The following is a 19335-nucleotide window of genomic DNA, read 5'->3' as shown; positions in this document are numbered from 1 at the left end:
GTTTCTGATTCGGCAGCGGGCCGCCCAAAGCGCCCGCCCGGCAAATATGTTCCAATAATCGGCTGACTCGCCGCTTTCAGTGCGTGAAAACGCGGCGCGCTAACCCCTACGACCTCAAAGCACAGGCGACGACATGATCCCAGTAACCATCCTGACCGGCTTTCTGGGCAGCGGCAAAACCACGCTGCTCAAGCGCATCCTGAACGAGAAGCACGGCATGAAGATCGCCGTGATCGAGAACGAGTTCGGCGAAGAAAACATCGACAACGAAATCCTCGTTCAGGAAACGAACGAGCAGATCATCCAGATGAGCAACGGCTGCATCTGCTGCACGATCCGCGGCGACCTGGCCCGCGCGCTGGAGGACCTCGCGAACCGCAAGAAGGCGGGCACGCTCGACTTCGACCGCGTCGTGATCGAGACGACCGGCCTCGCGAACCCCGGTCCGGTCGCCCAGACGTTCTTCATGGACAACACCATCGCGGACGAATTCCTGCTCGACGCGATCATTACGCTCGTCGACGCGAAGCATGGCAATCATCAGCTGGACGAGCACGAAGTCGTGCAGCGCCAGGTCGGTTTCGCGGATCGCATGTTCATCACGAAGTCGGATCTCGTCGATGCCGCCGCGCTGGAGGATCTTAAGCACCGCCTCGTGCACATGAATCCGCGCGCGGCGATCCGCGTCGTGAATTTCGGCGAGGCGGACATCAAGGAAATCTTCGACCTGCGCGGCTTCAACCTGAATTCGAAGCTGGAAATCGACCCCGATTTCCTCGCTGAAGACGATCACGCGCATGACCACGCACACGACGACCACGATCACTCGACCTGCGGCCACGATCACAGCCACGACCACGAGCATCACCACCACCACGCGCACCACGACGACAAGATCAAGTCCTTCGTCTACCGCAGCGACAAGCCGTTCGACGCGAACCGCCTCGAAGACTTCCTCGGCGGCATTCTGCAGATTTATGGCGAGCGCCTCCTGCGCTACAAGGGCGTGCTGTACATGAAGGGTGTCGATCGCAAGGTCGTGTTTCAGGGCGTGCACCAGATGATGGGCAGCGACCTCGCGGGCAAGTGGCAGCCGATCGAAAAGAAGAACAGCAAGATGGTGTTCATCGGCATCGAACTGCCGCAGGACCTGATCACCGACGGCCTCAACGCCTGTCTGGTCAAGTGATCCGTGCACCGATGCGCGCCTTTGCCGACGCGCATCCGGCCCGTTCTTGACCGGCGAGCCGCCGGGAAACCGACCGGCAACCGACGAAACGCCGCCGCTTCACCGAGCGCGGCGTTTTTTTCGTGCGGCTTTCGCATGAAAACTGTGACCCCACACACGAACGTTGGTCGCTTTTTGACGTCTCAGGCGTTATATTTTTGAGATTCCGGCGGTAATTGACAGGGTTTTCCTAGGTTATCTTCGGAAATTGCGATTCAGTTACAATACAGCCCCGCTGAAGCAGGGCAACGGCCCGTGTGGCGGGTAAAGGCCGCCACACGGGCCGCACAAAAAACTGAAGAGACACCGAGAACGTACGCGTGTCGGATAGCCTGAGACCGAGCTAATTCGAGACAACGCGTTCGAGGTTGGAGGTGCGAAGGAAACCGTGCGGAAATCTTTTCGGCCGTTTTCCGGGCACTTCAAAATCGGTTTACAGAGGAGTTCGGCCCCGCGTCGACGCGAAACGCGTCACGACAGCATGTTTTTCCGTGCGAGAGATCCGCACCGGACGCTGTCAGCGGGCAACGCAGAAGTGCGGGCGACGCGAAAGAAGTCGCTCCACATTGAAGAAGCAAGCCAGATGACGACGAAACGACTCTTGACCGAAGCCGAAATCCTGAAGATGAGCGAGAAGGATTACATGAACGAGGATCAGCTCGCCTTCTTCAAGAACCGGCTCGAACAACTGCAGGCCGACATTCTGAAGAATGCCGGGCAGACGACCGAAAACCTGCGGGAAACGGTGATCGTGCCGGACCCGGCGGACCGTGCGACGATCGAGGAAGAACATGCCCTCGAACTGCGCACGCGCGATCGCGAACGCAAGCTGCTGAAGAAAGTGCAGCAGTCGCTCGCGCGGATCGAGTCCGGCGATTACGGCTGGTGCGAGGAAACGGGCGAGCCGATCGGCATTCCCCGTCTGATCGCGCGCCCCACCGCCACCCTGTCGCTCGAGGCGCAGGAGCGCCGCGAACTGCGCCAGAAGCTGTTCGGCGACTGACCGGCTGAACCGGCCCGGCCGGCGATCCGCCGGCACGCGTCGCGGGTCCGCCCGCAGCGGGAGAGTCGCCGCCTCCGCGGATATCGGCCAGCACGGCGCGGGGCAGCCCGCCACTTCGAAAGGCACACGTTCCACGTGTGCCTTTTTGTTTTGGCAGCGTGCTTCTGCAGCGCGCCGTTCCCGGCGCCCGATTTCTGCCTCCCGGCCGGCAAATCCCGACTTGATTATTGGGGCGCCGCCCTAAAATGCTCTGGACGCGCGCAGTCCGGGCGCGAGCGCGGCGCGACTCCAACGAGCGCGACGATGCGCGGAACCCCGCGCCGTGCACTCCATCGAATTCTCGACAGCGAGGCGGCTTTTTCGCAGCCGCCCGCGTCCTTCGCTTTCTAAAGGAACGCACATGGAACAATTTCACGGCACGACCATCGTCTCCGTGCGACGCGGCGGCAAGGTCGCCCTCGGCGGCGACGGCCAGGTGACGCTCGGCAACATCGTCATGAAGGGCGGCGCCAAGAAGGTGCGCCGCATCTATGGCGGCAAGGTGCTGGTCGGCTTCGCCGGCGGCACGGCCGACGCGTTCTCCCTGCTCGACCGCTTCGAAGCCAAGCTGGAAAAGCATCAGGGCAACCTCACGCGCGCCGCCGTCGAACTGGCGAAGGACTGGCGCACCGACCGCATGCTGCGCCGGCTGGAAGCCATGCTGATCGCCGCCGACGCGCAGGCCACGCTTGTCATCACCGGCAACGGCGACGTGCTCGACCCCGAAAACGGCATCTGTGCAATCGGCTCGGGCGGCGCGTACGCTCAGGCCGCGGCGCAGGCGCTCTCGGAAAACACCGACCTGTCCCCGCGCGACATCGTCGAGAAATCGCTCTCGATCGCGGGCGACATGTGCATCTACACGAACCACAATCGCGTCATCGAGACGATCGAGTAAGACCGGACACCAGGCAAAGGACCAAGCGATGACCACCATGACTCCCGCCGAGATCGTCTCGGAACTCGACAAGCACATCATCGGCCAGGGCCGCGCGAAGAAAGCGGTCGCCGTCGCACTGCGCAACCGCTGGCGCCGTCAGCAGGTCGCGGAACCGCTGCGCCAGGAAATCACGCCGAAGAACATCCTGATGATCGGACCGACCGGTGTCGGCAAGACCGAAATCGCGCGGCGTCTGGCCAAGCTCGCCGACGCGCCGTTCATCAAGATCGAAGCGACCAAGTTCACCGAGGTCGGCTATGTGGGCCGCGACGTCGACAGCATAGTGCGCGACCTGATCGAGATCTCGGTCAAGCAGACGCGTGAGTCGGAGATGAAGAAGGTCCGCACGAAGGCTGAAGACCGCGCCGAAGACCGCATCCTCGACATCCTGCTGCCGCCCGCGCGCACGGTCGGCTTCGGCGCATCGACGGCGGCCGAAACCGCCGACGACACCAACAACACCACGCGCCAGACTTTCCGCAAGCGTCTGCGCGAAGGCGCGCTGGATGAGAAGGAAGTCGAGCTCGATGTCGAGCAGCCGCAGGTTGGCATGGACATCATGGGGCCGCCGGGCATGGAAGACATGACCGAGCAGATCCGCTCGATGTTCGCGAACATCGGCGGCGGCAAGAAGACGCGCCGCAAGGTGAAGGTGAGGGAAGCGCTGAAGCTGCTCACCGACGAGGAAGCCGGCAAACTGCTCAACGACGAGGAAGTGAAGACGAAGGCAGTGCAGAACGTCGAGCAGAACGGTATCGTATTCCTCGACGAAATCGACAAGATCGCGTCGCGCAGCGAAACAGGCGGCGCCGAAGTTTCGCGCGCGGGCGTGCAGCGCGATTTGCTGCCGCTCGTCGAAGGCACCACGATCAACACGAAGTACGGGATGATCAAGACCGATCACATCCTGTTCATCGCGAGCGGCGCGTTTCACCTGGCGAAGCCGAGCGACCTGATTCCCGAGTTGCAGGGCCGCTTCCCGATTCGTGTCGAACTGGATTCGCTGTCGGTCGGCGACTTCGAATCGATCCTGAACACCACGGACGCCAGTCTCGTGAAGCAGTACAAGGCGCTGCTCGCGACGGAGGACGTCCAGCTCGATTTCGCCGACGACGGCATTCGCCGGCTCGCGGAGATCGCATACTCGGTCAACGAGAAGACCGAAAATATCGGCGCGCGGCGTCTCTATACGGTGATCGAAAAGCTGCTGGAGGAAGTGTCGTTCTCAGCGGGCAATCACACGGGCCAGCCGGTGAAGATCGACGCCGCTTACGTCAATCGCGCGTTGAGCGACGTGGCTGACGACGAAGACCTGTCGCGCTACGTGCTGTAAAAGCGCGCTCGAAAAACCAGCAAGGCGGCTCTAGCGAGCCGCCTTTTTTCATTGCCGCACCGGTTTCTTGGCCAGCTTTCGCTGCAGCGTCCGTCGATGCATGTTCAGCGCGCGCGCCGTCGCGGAAATGTTGCCGTTGTTCTCCGCGAGCACGCGCTGGATATGCTCCCATTCGAGCCGCGCCACGGAGAGGAGCGTCGGATGCTCGATCGCCTCCTCGGCCGTCTGCTCGCTCGCCTCTTCCTGCAACGCCGACAGGATCGTCTCGACGTTCGCCGGCTTCGCAAGATAGTTATCCGCACCATCCTTCACCGCCTGCACCGCAGTTGCGATGCTCGCGTACCCCGTCAGGACGAGAATGCGCGCGTCGGGCTGCAGGTCGCGCAGCGGCGCGACGAGCGTCAGTCCGGAATCGTTACCCAGATGCAAATCGACGGTGATCTGGTTGAACTTCTGCGAGTTCGCGAGCTTCAGCGCCTCATCCGCATTGTGCGCCTGGTGCGGTGTATAGCCGCGCCGCGTCAGTCCGCGCGCGAGAATGCCCGAGAACACCTCGTCGTCATCGATGATCAGAAAGTTCGTTTCGCTCATGCTTTTTTCTCCATGGTGGCGGACGCGTGGCCGCCCTGTTGCATCCTTGCTTCGCGCGCATTCGCCGTCGACGCGCCGTTCTCCGGCAGTCGCAGCACCGCGTGCGTGCCGCGCGGACTGGCCGCCGCGAGCTCAATCGAACCGCCGAGCCGCGCCGCTGAAGTGAACGCTAGATAGAGCCCGACGCCGTGGCCGCCCTCCGTGCTGTCGACAGGCATCGCGCCGAGCGAGCCGCGCAGCGCGGGCGGAATGCCCGGGCCGCGGTCGCAGATGTCGAACTGGATGACCGACTCGCCGGCATCGCGCGCCACCGACGTTTCGAGCGTCACCGAATCCTTGCTCGCTCGCGCCGCATTATCCAGCAGAATCGTGAGGATCTGGCCGACCGCGACGGCGTCGTCGATCGAAACATCGGCGGGCGTCGTGCCGAGGGGCTCGAAGCGCACATGCGGATGACGCAGCCGCCACTGCGCGACGAAGCTTTCGAGCCAGTCGTCGAGCGGCTGACGGTTCGACGGTCCGCTCGCGCGGCTGCGCAGCCGCGCGAGCGCGGACGTGCACAGGCTCATCTGCTGTTCAAGCAGTTCGAAGTCGGCGGCGTAGGGCGCGAGGTTCGTGTCGCTCGAAGCGGCATCGCGCAGTTCTTCGCTCAGCATCGCGATCGTCGAGAGCGGCGTGCCGATTTCATGCGCGACCGTCGCGGCCTGAACGCCGAGCGCGACCGCGCGCTCGTCGCGCAGGAGGCGCTGCTGGGCATCGGCGAGCGCGGCATCGCGCAGGCGCAGCGCGCGCGACATGCGCGCGACGAACCAGCCGATCAGCCCGACGCTCACCATGAAGTTCACCCACAGCCCCATGCGGAAATACTCGAAGAGGTTCGCCGGATTCTCGATGTTGAGCGGCACATAGTTATAGCTGAGGAGCGCGTAACAAATCACGGCGAAGAGCGCGAGGATCGCCATCATCGTCCACGGCAGCACGGCCGCCGCGATTGCCAGCGACGGAATGTAGAGCGTGACGAAGGGATTCGTCGCGCCGCCGGAGAGGAACAGCAACGCCGACAGCGCGCCGAGATCGACCCATAGTTGCCCGAACAGTTCGAGATTGGTCTCGGGCCGCGCGCGCGCGACGCGCAGCCACGTGAGCGCGTTGAAGATCACTTCGAGGCCGATGACGAGCAGCATCGCGGGCAACGGCAGATGCGCGCCGTAGAAAACCTGCACGACGGCGATCGTCACGAGCTGGCCAATGATCGCCAGGCTGCGCAGCCAGAACAGATGCCCGAGGTTGACGCGCCCCGTGTTCGTAATTCGATGCATCGCGATGAAATCCTGCGTGTATTTCGGAATTGTCTTGTGGTTGCAGATTACAGGTTGCCACACCATCGAAAGTTAATTTTCGAAAACCTGGCGCGGCCCGGCCGCCAACTTCAAAACGATGACCCGCAGCCCCAAAACCAGCCGAAACCCTTCCCCCGCAGCCCAGGACGACATTATCGCGCGCGTACTGCCTGTCTATCTCGCAAATGCTCAATCCGCCGCCGAGCGACAATTGGCCGCAGAACAATCGTTCTGGCTGCACGCAGCGCTGATCCTGCAACCGGAGCTCGTCGACGCCAGACTGCAACTCATCGACATCATGCTCAAGCGCGGCGCGATCGCGGATGCGATCACGCTGGCAGCGAACCTCGTCGAGCGCGAGCCGCAGCACGCGCTCGCGCTCTGGCATCTCGGCTATGCGCTGCAACGCGGCGGCCATCACGCCGAAGCCATCCCGTTCTATCAGCGCGCATATGCCATCGACGCTTCCGTGCCGACGCTGCGCAACAATCTCGCAGTCGCGCTGGAAATGACCGGACACGCCGACGAGACGCTGAAGCTGCTTGAAGAAGCCGTCGCGAGCAACGCGAACGACATCGAGGCCTGGACCAACCTGACGCGCCTGTATCCGCAGCGCCTCGAACTGGAGCATGCGCTCGCGGCCGGCCGGCGCGCCGTGCAGATCGATGCGTCGAATGCGCTCGCGCACTCGAACTACAGTCTCGCGCTGAAGGAAGCTCAACGCTGGGAAGACTCCACCGCCGCCGCCCTCGCCGCCGCCCAGGCCGCGCCGCAGACACCGCGGTTTCCGTTCAACCTGTCGCTGCTGGACCTGGTTCAGCGCAACTATGCACGTGGCTGGCAGAACTTCGAGGCGCGCTGGGACGGATCGTCGGAACTGGCGGGCACCTACCCCGGCTTCAGCGTCCCGCGCTGGAACGGCGAGCCGCTGCGCGGCAAGACGCTGCTCCTTTGGGGCGAGCAGGGTTTCGGCGATGTCCTGCAGTTCTGTCGCTTCGTGCCCCTGCTTGCGAAGCAGGTCCACGCGCAGGGCGGCAAGCTCGTGTGGGTGACGTTCAAGGGCCTGCATCCGCTGATGACGCGCATGGCGCCGAAGAGCGTCGAATGCATTCCGCACGACGCCGAGCTGCCTGAGCACGATTTCCACTTCCCGCTCCTGAGCCTGCCGCTGCATTTCAATATCGACGAGGAATCGATTCCCGCGAAGCGCGCCTATCTCGCCGCCGACGCAGAGCGCGCCGCGCCGTGGCGCGCCGAGGCGCAAGGCGGCAGGCAATTGCGCGTCGGCCTCGTATGGAGCGGCAGCACGACGCATCAACGCAATCCGTTCCGCAGTGTCAGCATCGAACGCTATGCGAAGGCGCTCGGCTCGCTCGAGAACGTCGCGTTCTTTTCGCTGCAAAAGGGCGCGCAAGACGACGTCGCTGCCGCGCGGGAATACGGCTTTGCGATCGCCGACCACACCGCCCAATTCGACACGTTCGACGACACCGCCGCCTTTATCGATTCGCTCGACCTCGTCATCACCGTGTGCACGAGCGTCGCGCATTTGTCCGCGGCGCTCGGCAAGCCGACGTGGGTGCTGCTCGACGTCAATCCGCACTGGGTCTGGCAACTGGAGCGCACCGACAGCCCGTGGTACCCGACCGCGACGCTTTATCGGCAGAAGCATTTCGCGCAGTGGGAACCGGTGCTGGACGACGTCACGCGCGACCTGAGGGCGCTCGCCACGAAGCACGCGAGTGCGGCAGCTCCGAAACGGCGCACGACGAAAAAGCTGGCCGAGTAAGCCGGGCCCAGCAAAAACGGCGACCTTGCCAAGGTCGCCGTTTTTTTATGCCTCCGATCCCGCGCGCCGGATTTCCTCCGCAAGACACGCCGGACACAGACATCCGGCGCCGCTTCTCAGGCGCGCGAGCGGCAGTTCGGGCATCGATGCGCACCAGCATCGGGCGTCGCCGGCGAGCGATCCGCAGCGAAACGCCGCCCCGCAGCGCGAACAGGTCTCGCCGCCGGCATCTTCCTTGCGAACGGGTTCGGTAGCCATCGTTGATTTGTCACGGAAATATCACGATCATCCCACGCCCGCGCGGCCGCGCAACTGCTGCGGCAAATCGCCCTGCTGCGATGCGTCAGTCCTGTACAATTCGGCGTGTTTAAACCGCTCCTCGCCTCATTTGCCGCCATGTCCGAGCTCCCCGACCTTACGCAGATCGCGCCGACCCTGAAAGCCGAAATCCTGGCCGAGGCGCTGCCCTACATTCGCCAGTACCACGGCAAGACGATCGTGATCAAGTACGGCGGCAACGCGATGACCGAAGAGCGCCTGAAACAAGGCTTCGCGCGCGACGTGATCCTGCTGAAACTGGTCGGCATCAATCCGGTGATCGTCCACGGCGGCGGGCCGCAGATCGACCAGGCGCTCAAGAAGATCGGCAAGCAGGGCACCTTCATCCAGGGCATGCGTGTCACCGACGAAGAGACGATGGAAGTCGTCGAATGGGTGCTCGGCGGCGAGGTGCAGCAGGACATCGTCACGCTGATCAACCATTTTGGCGGACAGGCGGTCGGCCTGACCGGCAAGGACGGCGGTCTCATCCACGCGCGCAAGCTGCAGATGCCGGATCGCGATAATCCGGGCCAGTTCATCGATATCGGCCAGGTCGGCGAGGTCGAGGCGATCAATCCGGCGGTCGTGAAGGCGCTGCAGGACGACGCGTTCATTCCGGTCATCTCGCCGATCGGCTTCGGCGAAGACGGTCTCTCGTACAACATCAACGCGGATCTGGTCGCGGGCAAGCTGGCGGTCGTGCTGAACGCCGAGAAGCTCGTGATGATGACCAACATCCCCGGCGTGATGGACAAGGAAGGCAACCTGCTCACGGACCTTTCCGCGCGCGAGATCGACGCCCTCTTCGCCGACGGCACGATCTCCGGCGGCATGCTGCCGAAGATTTCGTCGGCGCTCGATGCAGCGAAGAGCGGCGTGCGTTCGGTGCACATCATCGACGGGCGCATCGAGCATTCGGTGCTGCTCGAAATCCTGACCGAGCAGCCGTTCGGCACGATGATCCGCTCGCACTGAGCGCCTTCTCCTTGCATCACCGGCGCGGCCCACGCTGCGCCGTCTTCCTTCCCCGCGCATGAAACCCACTCGCACTCCGCGGCGGCGTCGCGTCAAACAGCGCGGTCCCGTCTGGCTCTTCGACCTCGACAACACGCTGCACCACGCGTCGCACGAAATCTTCCCGGCGATCAACAACGCGATGACGCAGTACATCATCGACACGCTGAACGTCGATCTCGATGAAGCGAACCGGCTGCGCGTCGGCTACACGGTGCGCTATGGCGCGACGCTGCTCGGGCTCGTGCGGCATCACGGCACCGACCCCGCCGATTTCCTGCGCGCCGTGCACACCTTCGCCGACCTGAAGTCAATGGTGCGCGCCGAACGCGGACTCGCGCGGATGCTGCGCGCATTGCCCGGACGCAAGATCGTGCTGACCAACGCGCCGACACTCTATGCGCGCGCGGTGCTCGCGGAACTCGGCATCGGCAAGCTGTTCGAGCGCGTGATCGCGATCGAGGACATGCGCGACGGACCGACCTGGCGCGCGAAGCCCGACGCGCAAATGCTGCGCCGCCTGATGCGCCGCGCCGACGTGCGCCTGTCGGACGCGATCCTCGTCGAGGATACGCGCGGGCATCTGAAGCGCTACAAGCGCCTGAAGATTCGCACGGTGTGGATCGTCGGCCATCTCCCGCATGCGCGCGACGCGAGCGGCAAGCTGTCGATGCGCCGCCCCGGCACGGGACGTCCGCATTACGTCGATCTGCGGGTGCGGTCGTTGCGCCAACTCGCTCTGGGCGTCTAAAGCCGATTTTCCGCTATACTTCTTCGCTATCTCGATTTACCTACGCGCCGATTTGCTGACTCGATTGCGGGCGCGCGAACCCTTCGCCGGGTTCACTATAAATGCGGCTAAAGAGGTCGTCAGCCGCGCAATCGCTTTCTCCCCGCGCATCGCCGACACCGTCTAGCCGCCCTTCTACTTACGGCGGAATGAATGGAATCGATCGGCATCGTCACTCCCCAGACACTGCATTTTTCCGAGCCGCTCGGCATGCAGAACGGCAGCCGTTTCGGCGACTACGATCTCGTCGTCGAAACGTATGGCGAACTGAACGCCGCGCGCTCGAACGCCGTGCTCGTCTGCCATGCGCTCAACGCGTCGCATCACGTCGCGGGCGTCTACGCCGACAACCCGAAGGACGTCGGCTGGTGGGACAACCTCGTCGGCCCGGGCAAGCCGCTCGACACCAATCGCTTTTTCGTGATCGGCGTAAACAATCTCGGCTCCTGCTTCGGCTCGACCGGCCCGATGAGCATCGACCCGTCGACGGGCAAGCCATACGGCGCGAGCTTTCCGGTCGTGACCGTCGAGGACTGGGTGCACGCACAGGCGCGCGTCGCGGACCGGTTCGGCGTCGAGCGCTTCGCCGCGGTGATGGGCGGCAGCCTCGGCGGCATGCAGGCGCTCGCGTGGAGCATGATGTATCCGGAGCGGCTCGGCCATTGCATCGTGGTCGCGTCGACGCCGAAGCTCTCCGCGCAGAACATCGCGTTCAACGAGACGGCGCGCTCGGCCATTCTCTCGGACCCCGACTTTCACGGCGGCGACTACTACGCGCACGGCGTGAAGCCGCGCCGCGGCTTGCGCGTGGCGCGCATGATCGGCCACATCACGTATCTCTCCGACGACGACATGGCGACCAAGTTCGGCCGTGCGCTGCGCCGGGCCGAAGGCGCGCTCGACGCGTACAACTTTAACTTCGACGTCGAGTTCGAAGTGGAGTCGTACCTGCGCTATCAGGCTGACAAATTCGCCGAATACTTCGACGCCAACACGTATCTGCTGATCACGCGGGCACTCGACTATTTCGATCCGGCAAAGGCCTTCGACGGCGACCTCACGAAAGCGCTCGCGCACACGAAGGCGAAGTATCTGATCGCGAGTTTCTCGACCGACTGGCGATTCGCACCGGCGCGCTCGCGGGAACTCGTGAAGGCGCTGCTCGACCACAAGCGCACGGTGAGCTACGCGGAAATCGACGCGCCGCACGGCCACGACGCCTTCCTGCTCGACGACGCGCGCTATCACAACCTGCTGCGCGCCTATTACGAACGCATTGCCGCCGAGGTGGGCGCATGAACCAGAACACACTCGATTACCTCGCGATGCGCTCCGACTTCCGCGCGATCGCGCGCTGGGTGGAGCCGCGCGCGACCGTCCTCGATCTGGGTTGCGGCGACGGATCGCTCCTGTCGCTGCTCGGCGAAGAACTCGACGTGAATGGCTATGGCATCGAAATCAACGATGCCGGCGTGCTGGCGTGCGCGCAAAAAGGCGTGAACGTGATCCAGCAGAACCTGGAAGACGGCCTGCGCCTCTTCGAAGACGACAGCTTCGACTTCGCGATCCTCTCGCAGACGCTCCAGACGATCCACCAGACCGCCGCGATCCTCCGCGAAACCGTGCGAGTCGGACGCGAGTGCATCGTGTCGTTCCCAAATTTCGGCTACTGGCCGCATCGGCTGGCGGTGATTCAGGGGCGCATGCCGGTGTCGAAAGCGCTGCCTTATCAGTGGCACAACACGCCGAACGTGCGTGTCCTGACCATAAAGGACTTCGAGGCGCTCGCGCCGGAAGTCGGCATCGAAATTCTCGATCGCGTCGTGCTGCACGGCGGGCAGTCGATCCGTTGGGGCGCGAACTGGCGTGGTAGTCTTGCGGTCTATCGCGTGAAGCGCGGCTGAATCGTCCGTCGATTCGGCAAATTCACGCATCGACAACCGCATTGCCTCCATCGACATGTCCAACTCGCCACACGAGGCGCCCGCTCTTACTGCTCACGAAGATCATCCCGGCTGGCGCGCTTTCCTGAACGCGCGCATCCTGACTTGCGTCTTTCTCGGCTTCACGTCGGGATTGCCGCTCTTCACGCTCGTCTATCTGGTGCAGGCGTGGCTGCGCAAGGAAGGCGTCGACCTGAAGGAAATCGGTCTCTTCGCGCTGATCCAGTTTCCCTATACGTGGAAGTTCGTCTGGGCACCGCTGATGGACCGCTACGTGCCGCGCCTGCCCGGCTGGCGGCCCGGCAGGCGGCGCGGCTGGATGCTCGTCACGCAGCTACTGGTCGCGGCGGCGATCGGCGCGCTCGGCTTCATATCGCCGTCGAAGGACATCTGGAGCGTGGCCACGCTCACGGCGCTCGTCGCGTTCTTCGGCGCGAGCCAGGACATCTCGATCGACGCCTATCGCCGCGAACTGCTCGCCGATACTGAGCAGGGCCTCGGCAACGCCGTTCACGTGAACGCGTACAAGATCGCAGCGCTGATTCCCGGCTCGCTCGCGCTGATCCTCGCCGATCACCTGCCGTGGACCACCGTCTTCATCATCACCGCCGCGTTCATGCTGCCGGGCATTGTGATGACGCTCGTCGTGAAGGAACCAGAAGTGCACGGCGCACCGCCGAAGAACCTGCGCGAGGCGATCGTCGAGCCGTTCCACGAGTTCATCTCGCGTGACGGCTGGCGCACGGCGATGCTCGTGCTCGGCTTCATCTTCCTCTACAAGCTCGGCGACACGATGGCGACGACGCTCTCGACGTCGTTCTTCCTCGACATCGGCTTCAACATGACGCAGATCGGCGTGATCGCGAAGACGGTCGCGTTCTGGGCGAGCCTCGCAGGCGGAATCATCGGCGGAATCTGGCTCGTGAAGATCGGCATCGCGCGCGGGCTGTGGATTTTCGGCGTGCTCCAGATCGTCTCGACGCTCGGCTTCGCGTGGCTCGCGAAACTCGGGCCGTCGCCGCTCGCGCTCGGCGGTCTCTACGGCTTCGAAACCTTCGCGACGGGCCTGACGATGGCCGCGTTCACCGCCTATATCGCTAGCACGACCGACCCGCGTTATACCGCCACGCAGTTCGCGCTCTTCACGAGCCTCGCTTCGGTGCCGCGCACGCTGGCGTCGGCGTCGAGCGGCTTCATCGTCGCGCAGACGGGCTGGTTCGAGTACTTCATGATCTGCACCGCGCTCTCGATTCCGGGCATGTTACTGTTGCCGAAGATCGCGCCCTGGAGAGCCCAACGATGACGGTGCACGTTCCGATCCGCGCCGCCCTGCTCGTCTTTTCCTCGCTGACGCTCGCGTCAGCGTCCTCTTTCGCCGCCGATGCGCCCGAAGCGCAGGACGCCCAGCGCGTCCCGCCGCCTTATACGGCGCCGGACAACCAGATCCGCTTCGGCAATGCCGCGCTCTTTCGCAACCTGATTCCCTCGGCGACGCTCGAGCAGCAGGCCGCGCAGGAATACGCGCAGATCGTGCGCGAGGCAGAGCACAACAAGACCCTGCTCGGCGACGACAATGCGCTCGTCAAGCGCACGCGCGACATCGTGAATCACGAGATTCCGTTCGCGCTGAAATGGAACGACCGCTCGAAGCACTGGAAGTGGGAGATCAACGTCGTCAAGTCGAACGAGATCCGCATGTATTGCCTGCCGGGCGGCAAGATCGTGATCTACAGCGGGCTGATCGACAAGCTGCGCCTGAACGACAATGAAATCGGCATGATGGCCGGCCACGAGATCGCGCACGCGCTGCGCGAGCATTCGCGCGAGCGGCTAGGCCGCCAGCAGGCCGCGCAGTTGGGCTCGGGCACGGTGCCGCAGCTCTTTGGTTTCGTCGATCTGGGTTCGACGCAACTGGGTATCGGCGAACAGTTGCTGGCGATGCGCTATTCACCCGCCGACGAAACCGAAGCCGACGTGATCGGCAGCGAGATCGCGTCGCGCGCGGGCTACGATCCGCGCGCCGCCATCACGCTGTGGAACAAGATCGACTCGGCGACGCGCCGCTCTGACAACGGCTTCATCTGGATGCATCCCTACGGGTCGGACCGCCGGCAGGACTTGTTGAAGCGCATGCCGGACATGATGCCGCTGTATGCCAAGGCCGTCGGCAAGACGATCGACCAGTTGCCGAACTACGCCGGACTCGGCCGGTTCAAAAAGACCGGCCGCTGATTCACTTCTTCACTGTCCAGTCGTAGTCGACCGTCAGCGGCGCGTGGTCGCTGAACTTGACTTCGCGATACACCGACGTCGACTTCGCCGTCGCGGCGACTTCGGCCGTCGCGATCTGATAGTCGATACGCCACCCGACGTTCTTCGCGTAGGCTTGTCCGCGATTGCTCCACCACGTGTACTGCTCGGGACGCGAGTCGAGTGTGCGAAACACGTCGACGTAGCCGACGTCGTCGAATAGCTTCGTCAGCCACTCGCGTTCCTCCGGCAGGCAACCCGAGTTCTTCTGGTTGCTCTTCCAGTTCTTGATATCGATTTCCTTGTGGACGATGTTGACGTCGCCGCACAGGATCACTTCACGCTCCTTCGATAGTTCCGCCAGATGCGGCATGAACTCGTCCATGAAGCGGTACTTGGCCTGCTGGCGCTCGTCGCCGCTCGAACCCGACGGCACATAAACCGACACCACCGAGAGCTTGCCGAAACGCGCTTCGACATAGCGCCCTTCCGGGTCGAACTCGTTGCTGCCGAAGCCGATGACCACGTCGTCCGGTTCGTGCCGCGTGTAGAGTCCGGCGCCGCTGTAGCCCTTCTTCACCGCGTGCTGGAAATAGCCCTGAAAGCCGTGCGGCGCGAGGAACTCGGGCGTGAGATCGTCCTGCGAGCACTTGATTTCCTGCACGCAGACGACGTCCGCGCTCTGTTCGCCGAACCAGTCGAAGAAGCCTTTCCGGGCGGCCGAGCGGATGCCGTTCAGATTGGCGGTAATCACGCGAAACATAGTCCTTCCTTTTGTTTTGATGGATTGCGGTTCATTCGACCTCGACGCCCTTGAGCGACTCCTTCGCCGGCGGAAATTCGAGCTCCAGCCCGTGCAGCGTGCGCAGCAGCAGTTCGGCGACCATCACGTTGCGATGTGTCTTCGAATCGCCCGGGATGATGTACCACGACGCGTATTCGGTCGATGTCGCGCCGAGCGCCACCGAATACGCCTGCTGATAGTCGTCCCATTGCTTGCGGGCTTCGAGGTCGGAGGCGTCGAACTTCCAGTGCTTGGTCGGATCGTCGATTCGCGCCTGCAGGCGCGCGCGCTGCTCGTCCTTCGAGATGTGCAGGAAGCATTTGACAATCGTCGTGCCGGTGTCCGCGAGCAGCGCTTCGAACTCGCGAATGTGCCGGTAACGGCGCTCACATTCGTCGCCGTCGATCAGCTTCAGCACGCGCGGCACGAGCACGTCTTCGTAATGGCTGCGGTTGAATACGCAGAGCTCGCCCGCCATCGGCGCCTGCGCGTGGATGCGCCAGAGGAAATCGTGCGCGGCTTCGCGCTCGCTCGGCGCCCTGAACGGCACGATCCGCAGGCCGAGCGGATCGACTTCGTGGAAGACGGCGCGGATCGTACCGTCCTTGCCGCTCGTATCCATGCCCTGCAGCACGAGCAGCACGCGCTGGCGCCGCTGCGCATGCAGTTTCTCCTGCAGTTCGTCGAGCGCGGCGCTGATCTCCGACAGCCGCACGCGATCCAGTTCCTTCGATCCAGCCGAGAACATCTTGGCGCCGGGATCGACCGAATTCAGGTCGAATGGCTTGAGCTTCTTGTCGCCGTCGAAGAACGGCACGCGGAAATCGTCGAGATCGGGTTTTTTTGCCACATCGCGCTCCAAAAGGAAACGGGCTGCTGCCAGGCTAGACCGGCAACAGCCCGTTCGTCACACACGCTCAGAAGGCTATCAGGATAGTTTCTTCTTCAAAAGCTCGTTGACCTGCTGCGGATTCGCCTTGCCCTTGGTCGCCTTCATGGCCTGGCCGATCAGCGCGTTGAACGCCTTTTCCTTGCCCGCGCGGAATTCCTCGACCGACTTCTGGTTCGCCGCGAGCACTTCGTCGATGATCGCTTCGAGCGCGCCGGTGTCCGAAATCTGCTTCAGCCCTTTCGCCTCGATGATGCGATCGGCGGCGCCTTCGTCCGTGGCCTTCTCTTCCCAGATCGCCTGGAAAATGTCCTTCGCGATCTTGTTGGAGATGGTGCCGTCCGCGATGCGCTGCACGATCAGGGCGAGTTGCGCCGCCGAAACCGGCGACTCCGCGATGTCGAGCGATTCGCGATTCAGTTGCGCGGAGACGTCGCCCATCAGCCAGTTCGCCGCGACCTTCGCCTGCGCCGCGCCGGCCTTCTGGACCAGCGCTTCATAGTAAGCCGCCATCGCCTTCGACGACGTGAGCCCCGCCGCGTCGTAGCGCGTGAGACCGTATTGCTCGACGAAGCGCGACTGCATTGCTTCCGGCAGTTCGGGCATCCCGCTCTTCACGCGGTTCACCCAGTCGTGATCGATGACGAGCGGCATCAGGTCGGGGTCGGGAAAATACCGGTAGTCGTGCGCATCTTCCTTGCTGCGCATCGAACGTGTTTCGCGCTTGTTCGGGTCGTAGAGACGCGTTTCCTGCACGACGGTTCCGCCGTCCTCGATCAGCTCGATCTGGCGGCGCACTTCGTACTGGATCGCCTCCTCGAGAAAGCGAAACGAGTTCAGGTTCTTGATCTCGGCGCGGGTGCCGAATTCCGCCTGCCCGACCGGCCGCACGGAGACGTTCGCGTCACAACGGAACGAGCCTTCCTGCATGTTGCCGTCGCAGATGCCGAGCCACACGACGAGCCCGTGCAGCGCCTTCGCATACGCGACCGCTTCGGCGGCAGAACGCATCTCCGGTTCGGTGACGATTTCGAGCAGCGGCGTGCCGGCGCGGTTCAGGTCGATGCCGGTCATGTTCGCGAAGTCTTCATGCAGCGACTTGCCGGCGTCTTCCTCGAGATGCGCGCGCGTCAGGTTGACGGTTTTCTCGTACGCTTCCTTGCCTGCCTTCTCGTTGGCCGGAACCTGAATCGTCAGCGTGCCGCCCTGCACGACCGGAATCTCGTACTGGCTGATCTGATAGCCCTTCGGCAGATCCGGATAGAAGTAGTTCTTGCGCGCGAAGACGCTGCGCGGCGCGATATGTGCGCCGATCGCGAGGCCGAAGCGGATCGCGCGCTCGACGGCGCCGCGGTTCGCCACCGGCAGCACGCCCGGCAGCGCGAGATCGACGGGGCACGCCTGCGTGTTCGGCGCAGCGCCGAATTGCGTGGCCGCGCCCGAGAAAATCTTGGAGACGGTCGACAACTGCGCGTGCGTCTCGAGACCGATTACGACTTCCCACTGCATGCTCATACCCCCGCCGGTGCTTTGCGATGCCAGTCGGTCGCGCGCTGGAACGCGTCGGCGACCTGGAGCATCCGGGCTTCGTTGAAATAGTTGCCGACAATCTGCAAGCCGACCGGCCGCTGCGCGTTCGCGCCGGCGCCGAAGCCGCACGGAATGCTCATGCCGGGCAGCCCCGCGAGGCTCGTGGAGAGCGTGTAGATATCGGCGAGATACATCTGGACCGGATCGTCGGCCTTCTCGCCGAGATTCCACGCGACCGTCGGCGCGACCGGTCCCATGATGACGTCGCAATGGCTGAAGGCTTCCTGGAAGTCGCGCGCGATGATGCGACGGATCTTCTGCGCCTGCAGGTAGTACGCGTCGTAGTAGCCGTGCGACAGCACGTACGTTCCGACCAGAATCCGGCGCTTCACTTCCGGGCCGAAGCCTTCCGCGCGCGACTTCTTGTACATGTCGAGCAGGTCGCCGTACTGCGCCGCCCGGTGGCCGTAGCGCACGCCATCGAAACGCGACAGGTTCGACGAAGCTTCCGCCGGCGCGATCACGTAGTACACAGGAATCGACAGTTCGGTCTTCGGCAGCGACACCTCGACGAGCGTCGCGCCGAGCGCTTCGTATTGCTTGAGCGCGGCGTCGATGGCAGCGCGCACGTCGCCGGCGAGGCCCGCGCCAAAGTATTCCTTCGGCATGCCGATGCGCAGCCCGGCGAGCGGCCTGGCCGCATCGTCGCCCGACCAGTGCTGGCCGAGATAGCGCGTGTAGTCTTCGTCGTCGCGTTGCAGGCTGGTGGAATCGCGCTCGTCGAACGAGGCGATCGCGTTGAGCAGCGTCGCGCAATCGGCGGCGGTCTGCGCCATCGGGCCGCCCTGATCGAGTGACGACGCGAACGCGATCATCCCGTAGCGCGACACGCGGCCGTAAGTCGGCTTGATGCCGGTGATGCCGGTGAACGACGCGGGCTGGCGAATCGAGCCGCCGGTGTCGGTGCCGGTCGCGACGGGCGCGAGGCGCGCGGCGACGGCCGCGGCCGATCCGCCCGACGAGCCGCCCGGAACGGCCTTCAGGTCCCACGGATTCTTCACCGCGCCGAAGTGCGAATTCTCGTTCGACGAACCCATCGCGAATTCGTCCATGTTGGTCTTGCCGAGGCAGACCATGCCCGCCCGGCTCAAGCGGTCGACGACGGTCGCATCGAACGGGCTCGCGTAGTTTTCGAGCATCTTCGATCCCGCCGTCGACGGCCAGCCGCGAGTGACAAACACGTCCTTGTGCGCGATCGGCAGGCCGGTGAGCGGGCCGGCATCGCCCTTCGCGAGGCGCTCGTCGGCGGCCTTCGCCTGGAGGAGCGTGAGATCGCGGTCGACGCTGATGAAGGCGTTCAGCTCCTTAGCGGCTTCGATGCGCTGCAGGTACACCTGCGCGAGTTCGACGGCGGAGATTTCCTTCGCGTCGAGCGCAGCGCGCAGTTCGGTCAAACTTTTCTGATGCATTGCAATTTCCTGATGGGCGCAGCGTCGTTTTCGACGCGCACCGTGACTTGTCTCGTGATCGGTGTTGCAACCTGAGCAGCGG

The 19335-nt window shown here is 63.8% G+C and carries 18 protein-coding genes; 11 read left to right on the top strand and 7 right to left on the bottom strand.

The genetic code is table 11. From position 1 onward, the window contains the following. Positions 1-133 precede the first annotated feature (133 nt). From AWB81_RS19960 to hslU, 4 genes are all read left to right on the top strand, one after another. Complete coding sequence (locus tag AWB81_RS19960) at positions 134-1189, top strand: CobW family GTP-binding protein (RefSeq protein WP_062638278.1); 1056 nt, start codon at positions 134-136, stop codon at positions 1187-1189. 622 nt (positions 1190-1811) lie between these two features. Next, complete coding sequence (dksA, locus tag AWB81_RS19955) at positions 1812-2231, top strand: RNA polymerase-binding protein DksA (protein WP_062638304.1); 420 nt, start codon at positions 1812-1814, stop codon at positions 2229-2231. 400 nt (positions 2232-2631) lie between these two features. Beyond that, positions 2632-3168 (top strand): ATP-dependent protease subunit HslV, encoded by a 537-nt coding sequence (hslV, locus tag AWB81_RS19950; protein ID WP_062638277.1) that lies wholly within the window; start codon positions 2632-2634, stop codon positions 3166-3168. Positions 3169-3196: 28 nt separating this feature from the next. Beyond that, the gene (hslU, locus tag AWB81_RS19945) at positions 3197-4543 is read left to right on the top strand and encodes an ATP-dependent protease ATPase subunit HslU (RefSeq protein ID WP_062638276.1); all 1347 of its coding nucleotides are present in this window, start codon (positions 3197-3199) and stop codon (positions 4541-4543) included. Between the two features lie 48 nt (positions 4544-4591). On the opposite strand, the gene AWB81_RS19940 is transcribed toward hslU, so the two are convergent. Both AWB81_RS19940 and AWB81_RS19935 read right to left on the bottom strand, forming a co-directional pair. Continuing rightward, the gene (locus tag AWB81_RS19940; protein WP_062638275.1) at positions 4592-5134 is read right to left on the bottom strand and encodes a response regulator transcription factor; all 543 of its coding nucleotides are present in this window, start codon (positions 5132-5134) and stop codon (positions 4592-4594) included. Continuing rightward, positions 5131-6453, bottom strand: coding sequence for an ATP-binding protein (locus AWB81_RS19935; RefSeq protein WP_062638303.1), 1323 nt, complete (start codon positions 6451-6453; stop codon positions 5131-5133). The genes AWB81_RS19940 and AWB81_RS19935 overlap by 4 nt, the downstream gene beginning before the upstream one ends. 232 nt (positions 6454-6685) lie before the next feature. Between AWB81_RS19935 and AWB81_RS19930 the strand changes: the two genes are divergently transcribed. Further along, positions 6686-8263 carry a tetratricopeptide repeat protein gene (locus AWB81_RS19930; RefSeq protein ID WP_087135073.1) on the top strand — a complete coding sequence of 526 codons (1578 nt, stop codon included), beginning with the start codon at positions 6686-6688 and terminating at the stop codon, positions 8261-8263. Positions 8264-8308: 45 nt separating this feature from the next. On the opposite strand, the gene AWB81_RS19925 is transcribed toward AWB81_RS19930, so the two are convergent. Beyond that, positions 8309-8521 (bottom strand): cysteine-rich CWC family protein, encoded by a 213-nt coding sequence (locus AWB81_RS19925; protein WP_062638273.1) that lies wholly within the window; start codon positions 8519-8521, stop codon positions 8309-8311. Between the two features lie 138 nt (positions 8522-8659). On the opposite strand from AWB81_RS19925, the gene argB reads away from it, so the two are divergent. The 6 genes from argB (at position 8660) to AWB81_RS19895 (ending at position 14563) form a co-directional block, all read left to right on the top strand. Further along, entirely contained in the window at positions 8660-9559 is a 900-nt protein-coding gene (gene argB, locus AWB81_RS19920) for an acetylglutamate kinase (RefSeq protein WP_062638272.1), read from the top strand. A gap of 58 nt (positions 9560-9617) precedes the next feature. Next, positions 9618-10349 (top strand): pyrimidine 5'-nucleotidase, encoded by a 732-nt coding sequence (locus AWB81_RS19915; protein ID WP_062638271.1) that lies wholly within the window; start codon positions 9618-9620, stop codon positions 10347-10349. A 192-nt stretch (positions 10350-10541) separates the two neighbouring features. Further along, positions 10542-11687 carry a homoserine O-succinyltransferase MetX gene (metX, locus tag AWB81_RS19910; RefSeq protein ID WP_062638270.1) on the top strand — a complete coding sequence of 382 codons (1146 nt, stop codon included), beginning with the start codon at positions 10542-10544 and terminating at the stop codon, positions 11685-11687. Continuing rightward, entirely contained in the window at positions 11684-12292 is a 609-nt protein-coding gene (gene metW / locus AWB81_RS19905; RefSeq protein ID WP_062638269.1) for a methionine biosynthesis protein MetW, read from the top strand. Before metX ends, metW begins: the two co-directional genes overlap by 4 nt. 55 nt (positions 12293-12347) lie before the next feature. Beyond that, the gene (locus tag AWB81_RS19900; protein ID WP_062638268.1) at positions 12348-13634 is read left to right on the top strand and encodes an AmpG family muropeptide MFS transporter; all 1287 of its coding nucleotides are present in this window, start codon (positions 12348-12350) and stop codon (positions 13632-13634) included. After that, complete coding sequence (locus AWB81_RS19895) at positions 13631-14563, top strand: M48 family metallopeptidase (RefSeq protein WP_062638267.1); 933 nt, start codon at positions 13631-13633, stop codon at positions 14561-14563. The genes AWB81_RS19900 and AWB81_RS19895 overlap by 4 nt, the downstream gene beginning before the upstream one ends. A gap of 1 nt (position 14564) precedes the next feature. On the opposite strand, the gene AWB81_RS19890 is transcribed toward AWB81_RS19895, so the two are convergent. The 4 genes from AWB81_RS19890 to gatA all read right to left on the bottom strand — a co-directional run bounded on the left by AWB81_RS19890 (position 14565) and on the right by gatA (position 19253). Beyond that, positions 14565-15344 carry an exodeoxyribonuclease III gene (locus tag AWB81_RS19890; RefSeq protein ID WP_062638266.1) on the bottom strand — a complete coding sequence of 260 codons (780 nt, stop codon included), beginning with the start codon at positions 15342-15344 and terminating at the stop codon, positions 14565-14567. A gap of 31 nt (positions 15345-15375) precedes the next feature. Then, the gene (locus AWB81_RS19885) at positions 15376-16215 is read right to left on the bottom strand and encodes a PPK2 family polyphosphate kinase (protein WP_062638265.1); all 840 of its coding nucleotides are present in this window, start codon (positions 16213-16215) and stop codon (positions 15376-15378) included. Positions 16216-16293: 78 nt separating this feature from the next. Then, positions 16294-17769 carry an Asp-tRNA(Asn)/Glu-tRNA(Gln) amidotransferase subunit GatB gene (gene gatB / locus AWB81_RS19880; RefSeq protein ID WP_062638264.1) on the bottom strand — a complete coding sequence of 492 codons (1476 nt, stop codon included), beginning with the start codon at positions 17767-17769 and terminating at the stop codon, positions 16294-16296. Beyond that, a complete protein-coding gene (gatA, locus tag AWB81_RS19875) occupies positions 17766-19253 on the bottom strand; it encodes an Asp-tRNA(Asn)/Glu-tRNA(Gln) amidotransferase subunit GatA (RefSeq protein ID WP_062638263.1) in 1488 nt (495 codons plus the stop codon). The genes gatB and gatA overlap by 4 nt, the downstream gene beginning before the upstream one ends. Between the last annotated feature and the right edge of the window lie 82 nt (positions 19254-19335).

It is taken from the genome of Caballeronia arationis, from assembly GCF_001544975.2.
Taxonomy (GTDB): Bacteria; Pseudomonadota; Gammaproteobacteria; order Burkholderiales; family Burkholderiaceae; genus Caballeronia; species Caballeronia arationis.
This window is presented reverse-complemented; position numbering and strand designations above follow the sequence as displayed.